The organism is Flavobacterium sp. C3NV (assembly GCF_046825355.2).
In the GTDB taxonomy this organism is placed as follows: domain Bacteria; phylum Bacteroidota; class Bacteroidia; order Flavobacteriales; family Flavobacteriaceae; genus Flavobacterium.
The window spans coordinates 58,268-76,773 of the sequence record NZ_JBKQBJ020000011.1 but is presented as its reverse complement, the minus strand read 5'-3'; the positions used below and the strand labels follow the sequence as shown (position 1 = coordinate 76,773).

Genomic DNA, 18,506 nt, shown 5'->3' with positions numbered 1-18,506 from the left:
ATTTTTAAAGCCGAATTTCCTCTTTTATTCTTGATTTTTTTAAACAAAAATCAAGTCAATTTAATGATTTTAACTTTTAAATTCGTTCTTAAAGATTGGCTTTCTTTATTTCTTAACCTTTTCTTACAAAACAAAAAACCCGGAAAATCATTAAAATTTTCCGGGTTTGAATTTATTTTTATCTGATTTTAGAAATCTCTGTCGAGATCAAAAGCTTCTAAATATTCTGCTACTCTTTTTACGAAACTTCCACCCAAAGCTCCATCTACAACTCTGTGATCGTAAGAGTGCGAAAGGAACATTTTTTGACGGATTCCGATAAAATCACCTTCAGGAGTTTCGATAACTGCAGGTACTTTACGAATCGCACCAAGAGCAAGAATACCTACTTGTGGCTGATTGATAATTGGCGTACCAAAAACACTACCAAAAGTTCCCACATTCGTCACCGTGTAAGTTCCGCCTTGTGTATCATCTGGCTTAAGTTTTCCTGCTTTTGCACGGTTTCCTAAGTCATTAACCGCTTTTGCCATTCCAACCAGGTTCAATTGATCTGCATTTTTAATTACAGGAACAATTAAGTTTCCGTTTGGTAAAGCTGCAGCCATTCCTAAGTTTATATTTTTCTTTTTGATGATATAATCACCATCTACAGAAATATTCATTCCAGGAAAATCTTTCAATGCTTTTGCAACCGCTTCCATCATAATTGGCGTAAAAGTCAGCTTCTCGCCTTCTCTTTTTTCGAAAGCTGTTTTTACTTTCTCTCTCCATTTTACAATATTCGTTACATCAACTTCAATAAACGATTGTACGTGAGCCGAAGTTTGTACAGAAGCTGTCATGTATCCTGAAATCAGTTTACGCATTCTGTCCATTTCGATGATTTCGTCACCTCCGTTTACAGAAACCGGAACTGCTTGTTGGCTTTTTTGAACCGGAGCAGCTACAGGCTGTACTGCTTTTGGAGCCTCTAAAACCGCTTTTGGCGTTTCAACACCTGATTTGCGGTTTTCAATATGTTTTAAAATATCTTCTTTTGTTACGCGGCCATCTTTTCCTGAACCGGCAATACTTTCTAATTCAGCTACAGAAATACCTTCTTCTTTTGCAATATTTTTTACTAGCGGAGAAAAGAATTTATCTGATCCTGAGAAATCCTGCGGAGCAGCAACTGTTTCTTTCGCTGTTTCAATTGTTGCTTCAAGTGCAGCAACTTCTGCCGGAGCAGCAGCTTCCTGAGCTTTTGCAGCTGGTGCATCACCTTCAGTTTCAATAATTGCAATGGTTTGTCCTACCTGAACCAAATCGTCTTTGCCAAACAATTGTTCAACTAAAATTCCCGAAACTTCGCTTGGCACTTCACTGTCGACCTTATCAGTCGCAATTTCCAGTACTGCTTCATCAGCTTCAATTTTGTCTCCTACTTCTTTCAACCAGTTGGTAATAGTTGCTTCAGCGACACTCTCTCCCATTTTAGGAAGTTTTAATTCAAATCTTGCCATATTGTTAATCTAAAGGATGATTTTGATTTTCTGATTGCGAAATTACTGAATATTTTAAATATAAATTACACTTAATATAATTTTTTACTCAATTTTTATAATTTGCCCCCTGTCATTCCGGGAATTACTCCCAATAATAAAATTTGTGTTTTTGGGGAAAATCTTAAAAGTAACGTTCTTATCCTTAAGAGTTTTTATGATTTTGATACATTTTTTGAATGAAACATACTGATTATCCAAAATAATCTCAACACTTTTACCCTTAAAAATCAGGGACGAATTTACCATTTTTTCTTTTTTTAAATCGATAAACAGCACTTTATTTTTTAAAATAGAAGGTAATTTTTCAGACAAATTTTTATTTGAAGAGTAAAAAACCACACTTTCAGGCAACGGTTTTGGCTTCGTTTTTCCCTGAAACATTTTTATAAAAGAGAAAAACCAAATTCCGATTTGAATAAAAAATTCAAAAAACCACGACTTCTTAAAATGCTTTTGATAAAAGAAATTCATGGCTTCCTGAAAATGTTTCATGTATTTTTCGTCTTTCACCGTACTTTCTCCTTTATAATGCAAAACGGTAGTTTCATGAAAGTAAAAATTCGATTTCTGTTTTTGTAACGCACGATACGACAAATCGATATCATCTGCATACATGAAACATTTTTCATCAAAACCTTCAAGTTCTTTATATAATTCTCTTTCTAAAAACATAAAAGCGCCTACCAAAATATCGACTTTTCCGGTTTGATCTTTATCTAAATGCTGGGCATAATATTGATTGAAAAGTTTCCATTTTGGAAAAACTTTATACAATCCTGAAATTTTTGTAAAAGCAACCCAGGGCGTTGGAATGCCGCGTTTGCTTTCTGGCAGGAATTCTCCAGTTCCATCGATTAATTGGCAGCCGACAATTCCGGGATTGATTTGCCTTTCGGCGAAAGCCAAAATCTTTACAAAAGTATTCTCGGCAACAACAGTATCGGGATTTAAAATGCAAATGTATTTTCCTGAAGCTTGCTTTACTCCTATATTATTGCCTTTTGGAAAACCGAAATTTGCCGTATTCTGAATTAATATTACGTCAGGAAATTTAGTTTTCATCATCAAACAACTCTCGTCTGACGAATTATTATCGACTACAATAATTTCGGCATCAAGCGTCGAGATGGCGCTCTGAACACTTAAAACGCATTGTTCCAGAAAGTAACGCACATTATAATTAAGAATAATTACCGATAATTGCATGAAAAACGAAGGGATTGATTTTTTGGAAAGTTAGAAATTTTCGGCCAAACCCAATCGCAATGACCAATCGTTTTTACTTACACCAAAATCAAGTACCAGATTACTATTGTTTTGTTTGTTCCATTTAATGCGTAAACCAGCGCCTGCAGCAGGATTCCATTTTTTGAAATCATAAGTATCTAACTTAGAAACCGAAGAAAGATTCGTAAAAAATACCGCCCCCCAGAATCCGTTTTTAGAAATATCAGTTCGATATTCGGTTTCTAGATAAATCAAAGCATTGCTTCTAAATCTGTTTCTGGTAAAACCACGGCCTGTTTTTCCGTCACGATCCCAGCCTATACTGGGCAAATCAAGATAATGTGGTTTTCCGCCAAACGTCGACCAATAAAAAGCCCTGTAAGCCAAAACTCTGTGTTTGTATTTACTAAAGGAATGGTATTTTCGGGCATCAAAATAGATCGATTTCCATTTTTCGCCGTCTACTCCACTGGTATTTATTCTATAATCTGCTTCGACATACAAACCCTGTTCCGGATTTACATTGTTTTTTCTCGAATCGTACAATCCCTGAATGGCAACACCAAAAGAAGTTTCATCAGAGAAATCTCCATCCATATACTTCACATAATCGGTTTCATCATCGATATAAGATTGCTCTGAAATATTTTGATAATTATCCAGCAACAATCCCAATCCGAGGCGAAAATCACCAATAATTTTTCGGGTTGCAAATTGATAAAAGCGCCATTGCTGATAATCGAGAGTCGACATTTTTTTATCTGTATTATGCCCGCCAAGTCCGTAAGTTGGTTGCGGATAAATCATGTACCGATAATCTCCAATAAAATTCCAATTATTATTTTTGGTATAAATATAGGATTGAATAGGAAAAACATATTGTTTGGTAAAACTAAAATAAGGCGAAAATACCACCTGAGACATTTTGGTTGTATTACTGTCACCCAGATAAAAAGTCGTAAGAAACGAAACCACTAATCCCGCACTTTTATTAGCATCGATAGGAACCGGAAGCAGCGAAAAAGCAACTTTTTTATCGGGATCTATTCGAAGTGAATCATTTTTATGAAAGAGTTTATACAAAACATCTAAAATATCTTTTTCGTTCCTCACTATTGAATCATTCTGCGCATAACAAAATGACGTTAGAAAAAATAAAACTATAAGAGATTTCAGCTTTTTCATTTCGTAAAACTTTAAGAAACAACTTCTTACAAATTTAAAATTATTTTTAAAACGGAAGCTATTTTAGAAATAATAAAAAAGAGAAAATTCTAACAGATGATAAAAAAGTATATTTTTGAGTTTGAATACTAATTTCATTTCCATGAAAAACAAAATGCCTGTTAAGATTAAATCCTTGCTTTTACTTCTGGTAATAGGAATTTTCATATCCGGATTTGTTTCTATTGAAAAAGATTCAGAAAAGGATTTAGTCAAAACCTCAACATGGTATATCGCCGGACCAGCTTTAGAAAATCAGGAAACTATTAATCGCGTTCGTCAGGAAAAAGGCATTATTAAAGTGACGGCAAAAGATAATCCGGTTGGTGAAATTGAATTGAATGTCCTGATTACAGATTCTAATTCCAACGATGGTGCTCCGACAAACTTATCTGATAATTCTAAATTTGTCACCATCACTTATAAATCTTCTCATTTAATAAAACTGCAAGCCCGCGAAGGTAATAACGAAGGAACAGGTTGCGTGCATGGAGGTTCGCATCCGCGAGTTGATTTAAAAGCTTCTCCTAAAAAATTTACAACCGTAAAAATTCCGTGGTCTGATTTTAAGCAAGACGGATTACCAGACGGGAAACTTTTAGACATTCACAATCTTTGCAAATTCAATTTTGTGAATTACAATCCGGTTTCGGGAGCATTTTTAGAAATAAAATCAGTTGTGATTAAGTAGGATTGTTTCAGGTTGAAATGAGAATTTAACCGCAAAGGGCGCTAAGGTTTTTTAATTATGAAGGTTTAATAAAAACGCTAAGTTCGCAAAGCTTTGTGTTTATCACTTTGCGAACTTAGCATTTATACAAACTCAATATAGAAATAAACTTTGCGTCTTCGCGACTTTGCGAGCATATTAAAATCCAGCTTTAAAAAAAACTTAGCGAACTTAGCGTAAATCTTAGTGGTCTTTGCGGTTAATTTTTTTGCCACTGATTACAAGATTAAAATGATTTCTAAAAATGTAATTCTAAAAAACAAACTTAGCGACTTTGCGACTTTGCGAGCATATTAAATCCAGCTTAAAAAAAAACTTAGCGCTCTTTGCGGTTAAACTCTCATTACAAATGCAATTGAATTTTATACCTATTACATAATTTCATCACAAACAACATAATCGTCGAAAATACCAATGCCCAGATAATTCCCGGCACTCCTACACGGAAATATCCCGGAATAATATGAATATTAAAAGCTTTGCAGAAATAATAAATTACGCCAGGCAAAATATAAATCAATAACGGATTTGCTGCTGCCGGCATAAAGAAATTACTCCATTTGGTAATCTTTTTAATTTCCATTAACCAATACAGAAAATAAAATAATACCGTACAAATTGCCGCAGAAAACATCGTCCAGGAAGGCGTTCCTTTTATTTTTGAAATTCCAAAATAAGGTCTTAACAAATATCCTGTTGCAAAAAACAAAACGGCAAAACCTATTACCGCCCAATTGATTTTGGCGGTTACTTTTCGATCAAAAAACAACAGCGAAATTACTACTCCTGCCGAAACTAATGCGGCATGCGTGAGATGTCCGGCAATAAAACTCAACCAGGAAGTTTGTTGTATAAAAGATCCTTCTGTTAAATTCATTGTATTTGCAGCAACACAAACTACTAAAAAAGCAATCATTGCCCATAAATTTCCGGAAACAATCCAATAATATACTACTGTAAAGAGATACGCCCAACCTATTAAACCCAGAATTCCCCACCATTTTGGTGTCATCCCGATTTCGCCCGTATCCTGAACATATAAAAAATACAATGCGACCAGAACTAACATTCCGCCATATTGTAAGGTGTTTTTTAACCAAACCGGAAAATCTTTACCGTATTTATTCCAAATTGGGATTGGCATTGCATAAGCTAAAAGCGCCCAGAAAACTGGTGCAATAATCATTTTTGTGGCATCATAACCGTATTCTGCATTAACCATAAAAACACCAATGATAATTAAGGCTAAAGCTCTTTTTAAAGTATGTGTCCAGATTGTTTTGGCGCTATCTCCTTTGAGCAATCGCGCATTAAAAGCAAACGGAACCGACATTCCTACAATAAATAAAAAAGCAGGGAAAACAACATCTACAAAAGTCATCGCATCCGCATCAGCCGGCATGTGTTTCATCCATTGCGGAACATTTGAAATACTGGCTAACTCATTTACAAAAATCATAACAAAAATTGTAATTCCGCGTAAAGCATCAATAGAAATAATCCTTTGATTGTATAAATTTTCTTTAATTTTCATAAAATAGTAGGTTTATAGCAATCTCAAATATAATATAATTCTGAAATGTTCGGTTACATTTGTTACATTAAAAAATAACCATAACAAATTCTTTCCATTTCTATACTTTTGCAACATGCTATCCTTCTTAAAATCAAAACCCGTTTTAAAAGATCTTCTTTCTGATCATTATGTCGACATTCATTCGCATTTACTACCGGGAATTGATGATGGTGCTAAAACCATAACTGACACCGCAAAACTTATCAGGGCATTTCAGGAAATTGGAATTTCTCACGTTATTACTACGCCTCATATAAGTCATTATATATGGAATAATACTTCGGAAATTATAATCGAAAAACACAAGGAAACTAAGCTTTTGCTGGAAGAAAGCAATGTCAAAATTCCTTTTCAGGCTGCAGCCGAATATTTTATGGATGATTGGTTTGAAAGTCATTTTAAAACCGAAAAACTGCTGACCTTAAAAGATAATTATGTATTGGTCGAAATATCCTACCAGAGCGCTCCTATGCATTTATACAAAACACTTTTTGAGTTGCAAGTTGCCGGATACATCCCGGTTCTGGCACATCCGGAACGTTATTTATATTACCGAAAAGACTTTAGTGAATATGAAAAACTAAAAAAAGCAGGATGTTTGTTTCAGCTGAATTTGCTTTCTACAGTAGGATATTATGGCGAAAGAATAACCAGAATTGCAGAAGAACTTCTTAAAAAAGGAATGTATGACTTTTCAGGAACTGATGTACATCATATGAAACACATTGCTTCTTTTAATGAAAAAATAAAAGTTGAAAGTATCTCTAATCTAAAAAAAGTAATTAGTAATAATCAGTTTTTTAAATTCTGATAAACGGTATTAGTACGCGTTTTCTTCGCCTTTGAATATATTGATGACTGTTTTTATGATAATCTTTATATCCAGTACCAAACTCCAGTTTTCGATATACCAAATATCAAATTCCACTCTGCTTTCCATATCGCTTAATACTTTTGTTTCGCCACGAAAACCATTAACCTGAGCCCAGCCCGTGATTCCGGGTTTGGCATATTGGCGAACCAGATAATTATTAATCAAATCACTATATTCTTTTGCCAGATTTACCATGTGTGGCCTTGGTCCTACTATAGACATATCGCCCAACAAAACATTAAAAAACTGCGGCAATTCATCGATACTTGTTTTACGAATAAAAGAACCAAATTTAGTAATACGGCTGTCCCCTTTTTCGGCTTGTTTTCTATGCGCTAAACCGTTTACATACATGCTTCTGAATTTAAAACACATAAAAGATCGATTATCACGACCCGAACGTTCTTGTTTAAAAAAGATTGGTCCCGGCGACTCCAATTTAATTATCAGCATTATAATTGGGAACAGCCAAGGAAAAACCAATAAAATTACAGAAGCCGAAAAACAAATATCGAACACTTTTTTTACAAGCCTGTTTACCGGAAATTCCAGAGGTTCTGTCCTGAACATTAATACAGGCGTATTTTCATAAAAAGCAACCTCGACTTTACTGGATTTTGTGTAAAGCTGAAAATCAGGAATAAACTTGATTCGTACCATGTTTTGTTCGCAAATCCTTGTCAATTCGTTGATTACTTCAATATTGTCAATGTGCAAGGCGACATACATTTCATCGACCTTCTTTTCAAGAACAAATTCCTGAATGGCATTAAACTTTCCTAAAACCAATTTTGGATCTACAATTTTATCATCGATCTGTTCATCAAAAAAACCTAAAAAACGATATCCGTACGTTAAATCTTTGGCTAATATTTTTCGGATTTTTTCTCCTGACGCATTGGCTCCTACCACTATAAAAGTTTTAAAATTATAGCCTTTGGCCCTAATATATTTTAAGAGCTTCATTGATAAATAACGGGAAATCATCAATAATCCGAAGAAAATCAGATAAAAATAAGCCAATCTGAGTCTCGAGATATCAGTATATTTTAGGTAAACGACAAAAATAGATATTAAAGCGGCATGAATGATTAGCTTTTTTATGGTTCTTACCAATATCGATTCTACAGGCTCAACCCGTATACTTCGGTTAGAATCATTTTGAAGTAATAATGCTACCCAGATTAAAATTGCCAATAACGAAACTGTCCTTTCTTCTTTAGATAAAAGTTTATCTAAACTGCCAAATCGGGCCAACGCAGAAAGTATTGTAGCGACATTTAACAATACCACATCCACTAAAACAAACAAAAGTTTAAAATAGCGTGAAAAACGGTAATGTGACAGTCTTTGTAAAATTTTCATACTGGGAATTATACCTACAAATATTAAATAAAAATCTGATGAATCAGCACCGCAAAATACCATTTTAATTATATTTTTCAATAGTATTTAAAGCTATTCTTTAAAACTTTACTTTTATGTTATGCAAATTTAATATTGCAGACCATGATAAAAACGATTTTATTCTTCTGCCTGATTTTTTCATCGGGTTATGCACAAATTAAGGGTTGCACAGACCCTCTTTCTAAAAATTATAATCCGGACGCAACAGTAAATGATGGAAGCTGCTTGTATAAAAATTTCAAAATAAAACCAGAATACTCTATCAAACTAAGCGATTCTATTCATGAAACTTCAGGATTAATTGCTTTCGATACTTTATTATGGACGCACAATGACGATCACGACAAAACGATCTACGGATTAGATTCTTTGGGCAAAATCAGGAAAAAGATTGTATTAGATAAAGTAGTAAACCATGATTGGGAAGAGATTTCTCAGGACGGTACTCACATATATATTGGAGATTTCGGAAATAACGCTTCGGGAAACAGAACAGATTTGCATATTCTGAAAATTGAAAAAAAATCTTTTTTAGAAGGAAATCCAATTATCGAAAACATTTCATTTCGATATTCTGATCAAACTGATTTATCTGCTAAGAAAGGAAATACGACCAATTTTGATTGTGAAGCCTTTATCGTTTCAAAAGACAGTATTTATTTGTTTACCAAACAATGGAGCTCGTCTAAAACTAGTATTTATGCTTTACCCAACCAATCCGGCGATCACGTTGCACAACTAAAACATACGCTTGACACGAAAGGTTTGGTAACGGGCGCTACTTATTTAGAATCAAAAAAACTCGTAGTGCTTTGTGGTTATTCTAAAATTGGAAAACCATTTTTATATCTTTTATACGATTATAAAAACAATGATTTTTTATCTGGGAACAAACGCAGGATGACTATCAAATTTCCTATTCTTCAGATAGAAGGAATCGCGACTCAAGATGGCTTGCATTATTACTTAACCAATGAATCTTTGGTTCGAAAACCTATTATTAATGTTCCACAGCAAATTCATCGCATTGATTTAAGTCCTGTTCTAAATTCCTATCTCCATAAATAATTCGCAAATAGCAATATAAAAGTTTACTTTTGCAAAAAAGTTATGTTTTGCAAAACATTCTTAACTTATAATTTATAACACCTAGTTTATAGTGAATTACTTATCTGTAGAAAATATATCGAAGTCGTTTGGCGAAAAAACGCTTTTTGACAACATTTCATTTGGAATCAATAAAGACCAAAAAATTGCTTTTATTGCTAAAAATGGTTCTGGAAAAACAACCATTATGAGCATTATTAACGGTTTAGACGAACCAGATACTGGTCAGGTAGTTTTAAGAAAAGGTATTAAAATGGCTTTTTTATCGCAAAACAACAATTTGCAGGAAGAACTGACTATCGAAGAAAGTATTTTCGCCTCAGATAATGAGACTTTAAAAGTAATTGAAAAATACGAAAAAGCACTTGAAAATCCGGATGATGAAGAAGCCTATCAAAAAGCTTTTGACGGAATGGACCAACATAATGCGTGGGATTTTGAAACGCAATACAAACAGATTCTTTTCAAATTAAAACTGGAAGATTTTAAATTGAAAGTAAAAAATCTTTCGGGTGGACAAAAAAAGCGTCTTTCATTGGCGATTATCCTAATCAATCGCCCCGATTTATTGATTCTGGATGAGCCTACCAACCACCTTGATCTTGAAATGATCGAATGGCTTGAAAGTTATTTTGCCAAAGAAAATATTACGTTGTTTATGGTTACGCACGACCGTTTCTTTCTGGAGCGTGTTTGTAATGAAATCATCGAATTGGACAACGGAAAACTATACCAATACAAAGGAAATTATTCTTATTATTTAGAGAAAAAAGAAGAAAGAATTACCTCAGAAAATGCCAGCGTTGACAAAGCAAAAAATCTATTTACTAAAGAATTAGAATGGATGCGCCGCCAGCCAAAAGCGAGAACGACAAAATCGAAATCGCGTCAGGATGATTTTTATGTAATTAAAGAAAAAGCGCAAAGTCGTCGTCGTGAAAACAAGGTCGAACTTGAAATTAATATGGAACGCATGGGAAGCAAGATTATCGAGCTTCACAAAATTTCGAAAAAATTCAAGGAACATGTTATTCTGGATAACTTTAGTTTTGATTTTCAGCGTGGAGAACGTATTGGTATTATTGGTAAAAACGGAACCGGAAAATCTACTTTCCTGAATCTTTTAACAGGAACACTTCCGTTAGATAGCGGCCGCGTGGTAAAAGGTGAAACAATAAAAATTGGTTATTATACACAATCCGGAATCAATCCAAAACCGGGACAACGTGTAATTGATATTATTAAAGAATACGGAGAATTTATTCCGCTTTCAAAAGGAAGAATGATTTCGGCTTCACAACTGTTAGAGCGTTTTCTTTTTGATGCTAAAAAACAATATGACTTTGTAGAAAAATTAAGTGGTGGAGAATTAAAACGTTTGTATTTATGTACGGTTTTAATTCAGAATCCTAACTTTTTAATTCTGGATGAGCCAACAAACGATTTGGATATTGTTACGCTAAACGTTCTTGAAAGTTTCCTTTTAGATTATCCAGGATGTTTATTAGTGGTTTCTCACGACCGTTATTTTATGGATAAAATTGTCGATCATCTATTTATATTTAGAGGGCAAGGAGTCATTGAAAACTTCCCAGGAAACTATTCTGATTTCAGAGCTTACGAAGACAGTGCCGATGTTGCTCAAAAAGAAGAAAACAAAGCCGAAAAGAAAGACTGGAAACAAAACAATCCAACAGGAAACCTGACTTTCAACGAGCAAAAAGAATATCAAAAACTAGAAAGAGAAATTAAAGATCTTGAAATCGACAAAACGAAGATCGAACAATTATTCTCTGATGGTAAAGTAGCCGATGCTGATATCGAGAAAAAAGCAAACGAATTACAAAACATCATCAATAAAATAGATCAGAAAGAAGAACGTTGGTTCGAGCTTTCGGCTAAAATTGAAGGTTAATTACGCAGAGATTCACAAAGGAAACGCAGAGATCCACAAAGTTTTTATTTTGTGAATCTTTGTGTTTTTTTTTTGTGAATCTCCGTGAAACAAAAAAACTTTATTTCATTATATTAGCGCTCTTAAAAAATCCACATTTTATGAAATACCTTTTAACTTCATTACTAGCATTGACGCTTTTTATTTCTTGTTCGAAAGATGACCAAAAAGATTATACTGCTGAAAACGAGAAAGAAATCACTGATTACATAGCAAAAAACAAACTAACAGCTCAGAGAACTGAATCTGGTTTGTATTATGTAATTGATGTTCCGGGAACAGGAACTCAACCTACTGCAAAATCAAACGTTACTGTAGCGTATAGAGGTACATTTACTAACGGAACTGTATTCGACCAAAGTAATTCAGATGGAATTTCTTTTAACTTATATGAAGTTATACCTGGCTGGACAGAAGGAATTCCTTTTTTCAAGACTGGAGGAAGCGGTATTCTTTTAGTTCCTTCAAGACTTGCTTACGGAAACGGTGGCAGAGAAAAAATTCCCGGAGGAGCAGTACTTATTTTCGATGTTAAATTGATCAAAGTAAACAACTAAAACAACAACTTTACATTATACAAAAGCCACAACAGAATTCAATTTTGTTGTGGCTTTTCTTTTTCTATCAAAATAGTCACAAATGAAATAATCTCAAAAAAGCACTATCCTTTTTATAAAACTAAGAATTGTATTATATAATGATTCTAAAAAATTGTGTAAATGATACTTAATCTATTTTACGAGCTTTGTTAAAGTGAAAATAAATTCACACTTTAAACATATATAAAATGGAAAATTTACATAATCCTGACGGAACAAAACGCGAAGTATTAACTGGAATGTTTTCAGATCGCGACAGTATCGAAAGAGCTTACAGCACTTTGAACGATAGAGGTTACACAAAAGACGAAATCAATTTGATAATGTCAGACGAAACCAGAAAAAAACATTATTCTGATAAAAATGATCATTCAGAATTAGGAACAAAAGCAGCCGAAGGTGCAGGAACAGGATCTGCCATTGGAGGAACAATTGGCGCTATTGTGGGCGTTGTTGCAGCTTTAGGAACTAGCCTTGTTATTCCGGGATTAGGACTAATCGTTGCCGGTCCGCTTGCTGCAGGATTAGCTGGTGCAGGTGCAGGTGGTATTACAGGAGGTTTAATTGGAGCACTTGTAGGATCCGGAATTCCTGAAGAAAGAGCCAAAGTTTACGAAGACGGAATTAAAAATGGTAACGTAGTTCTAGGCGTTCACCCACGTAATAGTGAAGATGCTGAATATCTTGAACAGCAATGGCAAGCAAATAATGGTGTAAACATATACAGATAATCTATTTGTTTTTCAATAAAAAAAACCACAACAAAATTTAATTCTGTTGTGGTTTTTCATTTTAAACTGTAAACTGAGACCGGGACTGAAAACTAAAATCTACCAGGGAATCGGGTTATAATCTTTCAGAAATTTTCCGCACCAATGCTTTCCTGTATTAATTCCGTCAAACAAAGGATCCATAACACGTGCAGCGCCATCGACAATATCCAATGGTGGCTGAAAATCTTCTAATTCCTGTTTCTTTTTCGCCAATTCTGCAGGATCTTCATCTGTTACCCAACCAGTATCAACAGCATTCATAAAAATACCATGTTTGGCCAAAGTTCCAGATGACGTATGCGTTAACATATTTAAAGCGGCTTTTGCCATATTGGTATGCGGATGACGGTCTTCTTTAAAAAAGCGATGAAACTTCCCTTCCATTGCCGAAACATTAATGATATGTTTTTTCCCTGTATTATCTTTCTTCATAACTTCCGAAAGTCGGTTGCATAACACAAAAGGCGCAACAGAGTTTACCAATTGTACTTCGATCATTTCTGTAGTTTCTATTTGTCCTAAACGCAAACGCCAGCTATTTGTTTTACGCAAATCGACTTGCTGTAAATCGGCATCGAGTTCTCCTTCCGGAAAAACTTCATTGGCAACCAATGCATTATCAAAAGAATACGGAATTTGAGACAATTGAGCCGAAGCGCGCAAACCAATTCCGGGTTCAGGTCCGTGCCAGGTTACCGGCATATTTTCGTTGGATGAAGCGCCACTTGTCAGCATTTTTAATTCGTCCAGACAATTCAAATGATCTCCTAATAATTCCTGCGCTTGTTTAGGCAATGCATTTATTGGTAATTCTTCATTTTGCATTAAATGCGAATAAAATCCTGCCGGACGTCTCACAGTTTGAGCCGCATTATTTATTAAAATATCCAGGCGTTCGTATTTTTGTTCAATAAAATTGCAAAAAATCTCCACACTTGGTATATGTCGTAAATCTAAACCATGAATTTTTAAGCGATGTCCCCAATCCATAAAATCCTCTTCCTTCGCAAAACGCAAAGCCGAATCGACCGGAAAACGGGTTGTAGCAATAACAGTTGCTCCGCCACGCAAAAGCATTAAAGTAATATGATAACCAATTTTTAAACGCGAACCGGTAATAATGGCAACTTGACCTTTTACATCAGCGGTCTGGAAGCGTTTGGCATAATTAAAATCGCCGCAATCTGTACACATCGTATCGTAGAAGTGATGCATTTTAGTAAATTCTGTTTTACAAACATAGCAATTTCTTGGAGTTTCGAGTTCTAATTGTTCTTTATGGGCAAGATCATTTAGCGCCAATAATTTGGGCGCTACAAAAATACTGGCTTCACGCGCATGACGAATTCCGGTTTCTTTGCGGGCAGTTTTATCTTTCTTTTCTTTTTTTCGTTTGGCAGCCTGAAGTCCGTCTTTTACTCTTCGGGAAAACTCATCTCTGTCAGGTCGCGAAAACATTCCTGCTTCTTTAATCAAAGCAATTCTTTGCTCTTTCGGAATATCAAATATCTGATCTGTGTTAGTATTCAATTGTGCTAAAATAGCAATGCATCGATTAATTTCTTCAGAAGATATCTTACTTGTACCTTCTATTTCTTCCTTCAACATCATAAAAAACGTATTACTATTAGCTTAAATTAAAGTTCGCAAATATAGTGTTTTTGAACTCTGAAAGATCTTAAACCTAAAGTAACAAGGTCTTCCCTTTTGACTATTGATCATTATCTTACTATCTTCGCATCCAGATGTAACTATTTCTATGCTATTTCAGATAAAATCTTATTTAAAATTCCTTTGGAATTCAAAAAACGAACACGGAGTACATTCGCCTTTCGTATTTAATTTATTAACGAAATGTTTTTACGATAAAAAATCAAAACCCGAATATTCAATTCTGAAAAACTATCGAAAAACGCTTTTAGAAAATAAAAGTTTTATCGAGGTAACGGATTTTGGCGCAGGATCAAAAGTTTTTAAATCGAACAGAAGACAAATATCTAAAATAGCCAAAACCGCAGGAATTTCACCAAAACGTGCCGAGTTACTTTTTAGAGTTACCAATTATTTTCAGCCTAAAAACGTTCTGGAAATAGGAACTTCGTTAGGTTTAGCCACTTCTGCATTAGCGTTAGGTAATCCAAAAGCAAAAATAATTACACTCGAAGGCTGTCCGCAAACCGGAAATGTTGCAAAAAATCATTTAGAAAATTTTGATTGCAAAAATGTCGACACCATTATAACCGAATTTGAAGACTTTTTAGTTCGTACAAACCTGCAATCTACAGATTACGACCTGATATATTTTGATGGTAATCATTCGAAAAAAGCAACTTTAGCTTATTTCGATCTTTTATTAACCACTATTACAAACGATTCTGTTTGGATATTTGATGACATTCACTGGTCTCCTGATATGGAAGAAGCCTGGGAAACAATTAAAAACCATCCAAAAGTTACTGTAACTATTGATACTTTTCAATGGGGATTTGTGTTTTTTAGGTACGAGCAGGAAAAAGAACATTTTGTGATTAGGGCATAAAAAAAATGACAACCATTTCTGATTGTCATTTTAATACTAATTCAATTTACTTAATTATTTTTTAGCTTCTTTGTTTTCTTCAGATTTAGCTCCCATTCTGTTAAGAGTGTACATTGGAGCAAATTTTACTTTCAAACCTGCAATTTTTCTATTGTCTTCAGATGTAAGACCTTCTTTTTCAACTGTATTTTTACGGCTGTCAAGTGCTTCGTACATTAATTTTACTTCATCCCAGTCTTCACGAGAATATTTATCTTTATTATCCTCTACAGTATGTACAAATTGTTGGTATACACTATGAATATTTTTAGCGTTTACCCAGTCAAAATTCATATCATCTCCAATTTTTCCTTCACCAAATAAGGCGTTTCTTAATTGTTGTTTTGGGCTTGGAGCCGGAGGAGCAAGAACGGTAGCCATTTCATTTTTAAACGCTTCGTATTTAACTTTACTCTCATTTATTTTTTCTGTTGCTGCAGAATTGTCTTTAAGATCAGCAAGTGCAGTTTGAGCCTCGGCAGCTTTTCTGTCATATTCAGCTTCAACAGTTGCCCAATCGGCTTTCAAATCATCGGCTTTTACGTTTTTAACAGAATCGACATAGGCTACATAAGCATCTACTGTTTTTTGAGCTTTTTCCTGTTTTTCATCTTTACAAGATGTAAATGCTAATGCAATTAATGCAATTCCCGATAATAATTGTATGTTTTTCATAATTCTGATTATTTAAGATTAGATAACAAATATAGTTAAATTTTTAAATAAAAATAAATAATTATCATTTTTTTAATATTTAAAATTAAAATAATTCAATAAAAATTTAAAAATATGATAATTATGTAAAATCATTTTATAATCATATAACAATTTTTATAATCAATGAAATATAATAATAGTAAAAAGCCTTCTATCGAAAAAGCAAAGCCTTATAAACAGTAGTTTTTGTAACAAAAATCAATTTCAGGCTACTTATCGTTTATTGAAAAGTGTTTTGTACTTTTAAATCCAAAATTGTAAATCGAAATGGCAAATCCATTAATTAAAATAACCAACATCAAACGAGATTTTGTATTGGGTAACGAAATCGTCTATGTCTTAAAAGGTATAGATTTAGAAATCAACAAAGGCGAATACGTAGCTTTAATGGGACCGTCAGGATCCGGAAAATCAACTTTAATGAATTTATTAGGTTGTTTAGACACGCCAACTTCGGGACATTATGTTTTAAATGGAAAAGATGTGAGCCAGATGAAAGATGATGAATTGGCCGGAATTCGAAACAAAGAAATTGGATTTGTATTTCAAACCTTTAATCTTTTGCCCAGAACCACCGCTTTAGATAATGTTGCACTACCCATGATTTATGCAGGATATTCAAAATCTGAACGTAACGAACGCGCGATTGAAGTTCTAAAACAAGTAAATCTTGCCGACAGAATGGATCACCAGCCTAATCAGCTATCAGGAGGTCAACGCCAACGTGTTGCCATTGCAAGAGCTTTGGTAAACAAACCATCTATTATCCTGGCCGATGAACCAACTGGAAACTTAGACAGTAAAACTTCTGTAGAAATCATGAAGCTTTTTGGCGATATTCATGCTCAGGGAAACACCGTAATTCTGGTAACACACGAAGAAGATATTGCAGCCTACGCGCATCGTGTTATTCGTTTGCGTGATGGTTTGATTGAAAGTGACACAACGAAATAATTGTAGATTTTTGATTTTAGATTCCTTTGAAAATTTTAGATTTCTGATTTTAGATTTTAGATTATTTTCTAAATCATCAATTTTGAATTCTCATTTCAATCTAAAATCAGAAATCTAAAATAAACTTAGCATCTTAGCACCTCAGAACCTTAGTATCTTAAAAAAAATGAAAGTATATACAAAAACCGGAGATAAAGGAACAACAGCTCTTTTTGGAGGAACGCGCGTTCCTAAAGATCACATTCGTATTGACAGTTACGGAACTGTTGACGAATTGAACTCTTATATAGGACTCATTCGCGATCAGGAAATCGATGCACATTATAAAACGATTTTAATCGAAATTCAGGATCGTTTATTCACCGTTGGAGCTATTTTAGCTACTCCGGCAGAAAAAGAAGTTTTAAAAAACGGTGAACTTCGTTTAAAAAACCTTGGAATCATAGAGTCTGATATCGAATTATTAGAAAACGAAATTGATAAAATGGAGGAAAGTCTTCCGCAAATGACTCATTTTGTTTTGCCAGGCGGACATCCTACCGTGTCACATTGTCATATTGCACGCTGTATTTGCCGTCGCGCAGAGCGTTTGGCAGTACATTTAAGCCATAATGAACACGTTCCTGAAATCGCAATTAAGTACTTAAACCGACTTTCTGACTACCTTTTTGTCTTGGCACGGAAGTTGTCCTCAGACTTAAAAGCGGATGAAGTGAAATGGATTCCGAGGAAGTAAGGAGTTTACAGTCGCAGTCACAGTTTTACACTGAAAAGCGAATTCTTGAAAAGAAAGTAAAGAGTCGCAGTTTTTTAGTTTTATACTGTAAACTGGCATTGAAAACGAATAATTCAAAAAGAAGTAAACAGTCGCAATTTTTCAGTTTTCATACTGCAAACTGGCACCGAAAACTGAATACTAATAGAGACGTTCTTAAATTTTACTAAAATAAATCAAAATTTACTTGTCTTTTTCAGTAAAAAATTTATTTTTGCACAAACTAAACAGATAACAGATGTATTGGACATTAGAATTAGCATCTTATTTAAGTGATGCGCCATGGCCTGCTAACAAAGATGAACTTATAGACTACGCCATTAGAGCTGGTGCTCCATTAGAAGTAGTAGAAAACCTTCAATCAATCGAAGATGAAGGAGAGATATATGAATCAATGGAAGAAATTTGGCCTGATTATCCAACAGACGAAGATTATCTTTGGAACGAGGATGAATATTAAAAAA

17 protein-coding genes are annotated in these 18,506 nt (G+C 34.1%); 10 read left to right on the top strand and 7 right to left on the bottom strand.

All coding sequences use genetic code 11. The annotated features are described in order from the left end of the window. Positions 1-188: 188 nt before the first annotated feature. From ACIDC4_RS16235 to ACIDC4_RS16225, 3 genes are all read right to left on the bottom strand, one after another. The gene (locus ACIDC4_RS16235; protein WP_412044099.1) at positions 189-1,505 is read right to left on the bottom strand and encodes a dihydrolipoamide acetyltransferase family protein; all 1,317 of its coding nucleotides are present in this window, start codon (positions 1,503-1,505) and stop codon (positions 189-191) included. A gap of 84 nt (positions 1,506-1,589) precedes the next feature. Beyond that, entirely contained in the window at positions 1,590-2,753 is a 1,164-nt protein-coding gene (locus ACIDC4_RS16230) for a glycosyltransferase family 2 protein (RefSeq protein WP_412044100.1), read from the bottom strand. A 30-nt stretch (positions 2,754-2,783) separates the two neighbouring features. Beyond that, positions 2,784-3,959 carry a BamA/TamA family outer membrane protein gene (locus ACIDC4_RS16225; RefSeq protein ID WP_412044101.1) on the bottom strand — a complete coding sequence of 392 codons (1,176 nt, stop codon included), beginning with the start codon at positions 3,957-3,959 and terminating at the stop codon, positions 2,784-2,786. A gap of 142 nt (positions 3,960-4,101) precedes the next feature. Between ACIDC4_RS16225 and ACIDC4_RS16220 the strand changes: the two genes are divergently transcribed. Next, the gene (locus ACIDC4_RS16220) at positions 4,102-4,689 is read left to right on the top strand and encodes a hypothetical protein (protein WP_412044102.1); all 588 of its coding nucleotides are present in this window, start codon (positions 4,102-4,104) and stop codon (positions 4,687-4,689) included. 382 nt (positions 4,690-5,071) lie between these two features. Here ACIDC4_RS16220 and ACIDC4_RS16215 read toward each other — a convergent pair whose 3' ends face one another. Then, complete coding sequence (locus ACIDC4_RS16215; protein WP_412044103.1) at positions 5,072-6,262, bottom strand: DUF5009 domain-containing protein; 1,191 nt, start codon at positions 6,260-6,262, stop codon at positions 5,072-5,074. A gap of 115 nt (positions 6,263-6,377) precedes the next feature. Here ACIDC4_RS16215 and ACIDC4_RS16210 point away from each other — a divergent pair, with 115 nt between their 5' ends. Further along, complete coding sequence (locus ACIDC4_RS16210) at positions 6,378-7,115, top strand: tyrosine-protein phosphatase (RefSeq protein WP_412044104.1); 738 nt, start codon at positions 6,378-6,380, stop codon at positions 7,113-7,115. A 9-nt stretch (positions 7,116-7,124) separates the two neighbouring features. On the opposite strand, the gene ACIDC4_RS16205 is transcribed toward ACIDC4_RS16210, so the two are convergent. Beyond that, positions 7,125-8,543 (bottom strand): undecaprenyl-phosphate glucose phosphotransferase, encoded by a 1,419-nt coding sequence (locus tag ACIDC4_RS16205; RefSeq protein WP_412044105.1) that lies wholly within the window; start codon positions 8,541-8,543, stop codon positions 7,125-7,127. A gap of 144 nt (positions 8,544-8,687) precedes the next feature. Here ACIDC4_RS16205 and ACIDC4_RS16200 point away from each other — a divergent pair, with 144 nt between their 5' ends. From ACIDC4_RS16200 to ACIDC4_RS16185, 4 genes are all read left to right on the top strand, one after another. Continuing rightward, positions 8,688-9,653, top strand: a complete 966-nt coding sequence (locus ACIDC4_RS16200) for a T9SS C-terminal target domain-containing protein (RefSeq protein ID WP_412044106.1) — start codon at positions 8,688-8,690, stop codon at positions 9,651-9,653. A gap of 91 nt (positions 9,654-9,744) precedes the next feature. Beyond that, on the top strand, positions 9,745-11,607 hold the full coding sequence (locus ACIDC4_RS16195; RefSeq protein WP_412044107.1) for an ABC-F family ATP-binding cassette domain-containing protein: 1,863 nt from the start codon (positions 9,745-9,747) through the stop codon (positions 11,605-11,607). Positions 11,608-11,747: 140 nt separating this feature from the next. After that, positions 11,748-12,203, top strand: a complete 456-nt coding sequence (locus ACIDC4_RS16190) for an FKBP-type peptidyl-prolyl cis-trans isomerase (RefSeq protein WP_412044108.1) — start codon at positions 11,748-11,750, stop codon at positions 12,201-12,203. A gap of 230 nt (positions 12,204-12,433) precedes the next feature. Next, positions 12,434-12,976 (top strand): DUF4564 domain-containing protein, encoded by a 543-nt coding sequence (locus ACIDC4_RS16185; protein ID WP_412044109.1) that lies wholly within the window; start codon positions 12,434-12,436, stop codon positions 12,974-12,976. Between the two features lie 99 nt (positions 12,977-13,075). Here ACIDC4_RS16185 and ACIDC4_RS16180 read toward each other — a convergent pair whose 3' ends face one another. Further along, the gene (locus ACIDC4_RS16180; RefSeq protein WP_412044179.1) at positions 13,076-14,626 is read right to left on the bottom strand and encodes an SDR family NAD(P)-dependent oxidoreductase; all 1,551 of its coding nucleotides are present in this window, start codon (positions 14,624-14,626) and stop codon (positions 13,076-13,078) included. 151 nt (positions 14,627-14,777) lie between these two features. Between ACIDC4_RS16180 and ACIDC4_RS16175 the strand changes: the two genes are divergently transcribed. Further along, positions 14,778-15,557: an O-methyltransferase gene (locus ACIDC4_RS16175; RefSeq protein ID WP_412044110.1), complete on the top strand. Its 780-nt coding sequence runs from the start codon at positions 14,778-14,780 to the stop codon at positions 15,555-15,557. Between the two features lie 54 nt (positions 15,558-15,611). Here ACIDC4_RS16175 and ACIDC4_RS16170 read toward each other — a convergent pair whose 3' ends face one another. Beyond that, the gene (locus ACIDC4_RS16170) at positions 15,612-16,271 is read right to left on the bottom strand and encodes a DUF6565 domain-containing protein (RefSeq protein WP_230040744.1); all 660 of its coding nucleotides are present in this window, start codon (positions 16,269-16,271) and stop codon (positions 15,612-15,614) included. A 309-nt stretch (positions 16,272-16,580) separates the two neighbouring features. On the opposite strand from ACIDC4_RS16170, the gene ACIDC4_RS16165 reads away from it, so the two are divergent. The 3 genes from ACIDC4_RS16165 (at position 16,581) to ACIDC4_RS16155 (ending at position 18,502) form a co-directional block, all read left to right on the top strand. Beyond that, on the top strand, positions 16,581-17,267 hold the full coding sequence (locus tag ACIDC4_RS16165; RefSeq protein ID WP_194617608.1) for an ABC transporter ATP-binding protein: 687 nt from the start codon (positions 16,581-16,583) through the stop codon (positions 17,265-17,267). Positions 17,268-17,433: 166 nt separating this feature from the next. Continuing rightward, positions 17,434-18,003 carry a cob(I)yrinic acid a,c-diamide adenosyltransferase gene (locus ACIDC4_RS16160; RefSeq protein WP_412044111.1) on the top strand — a complete coding sequence of 190 codons (570 nt, stop codon included), beginning with the start codon at positions 17,434-17,436 and terminating at the stop codon, positions 18,001-18,003. Positions 18,004-18,280: 277 nt separating this feature from the next. Then, a complete protein-coding gene (locus tag ACIDC4_RS16155) occupies positions 18,281-18,502 on the top strand; it encodes a DUF2795 domain-containing protein (RefSeq protein ID WP_007138072.1) in 222 nt (73 codons plus the stop codon). Positions 18,503-18,506: the final 4 nt, after the last annotated feature.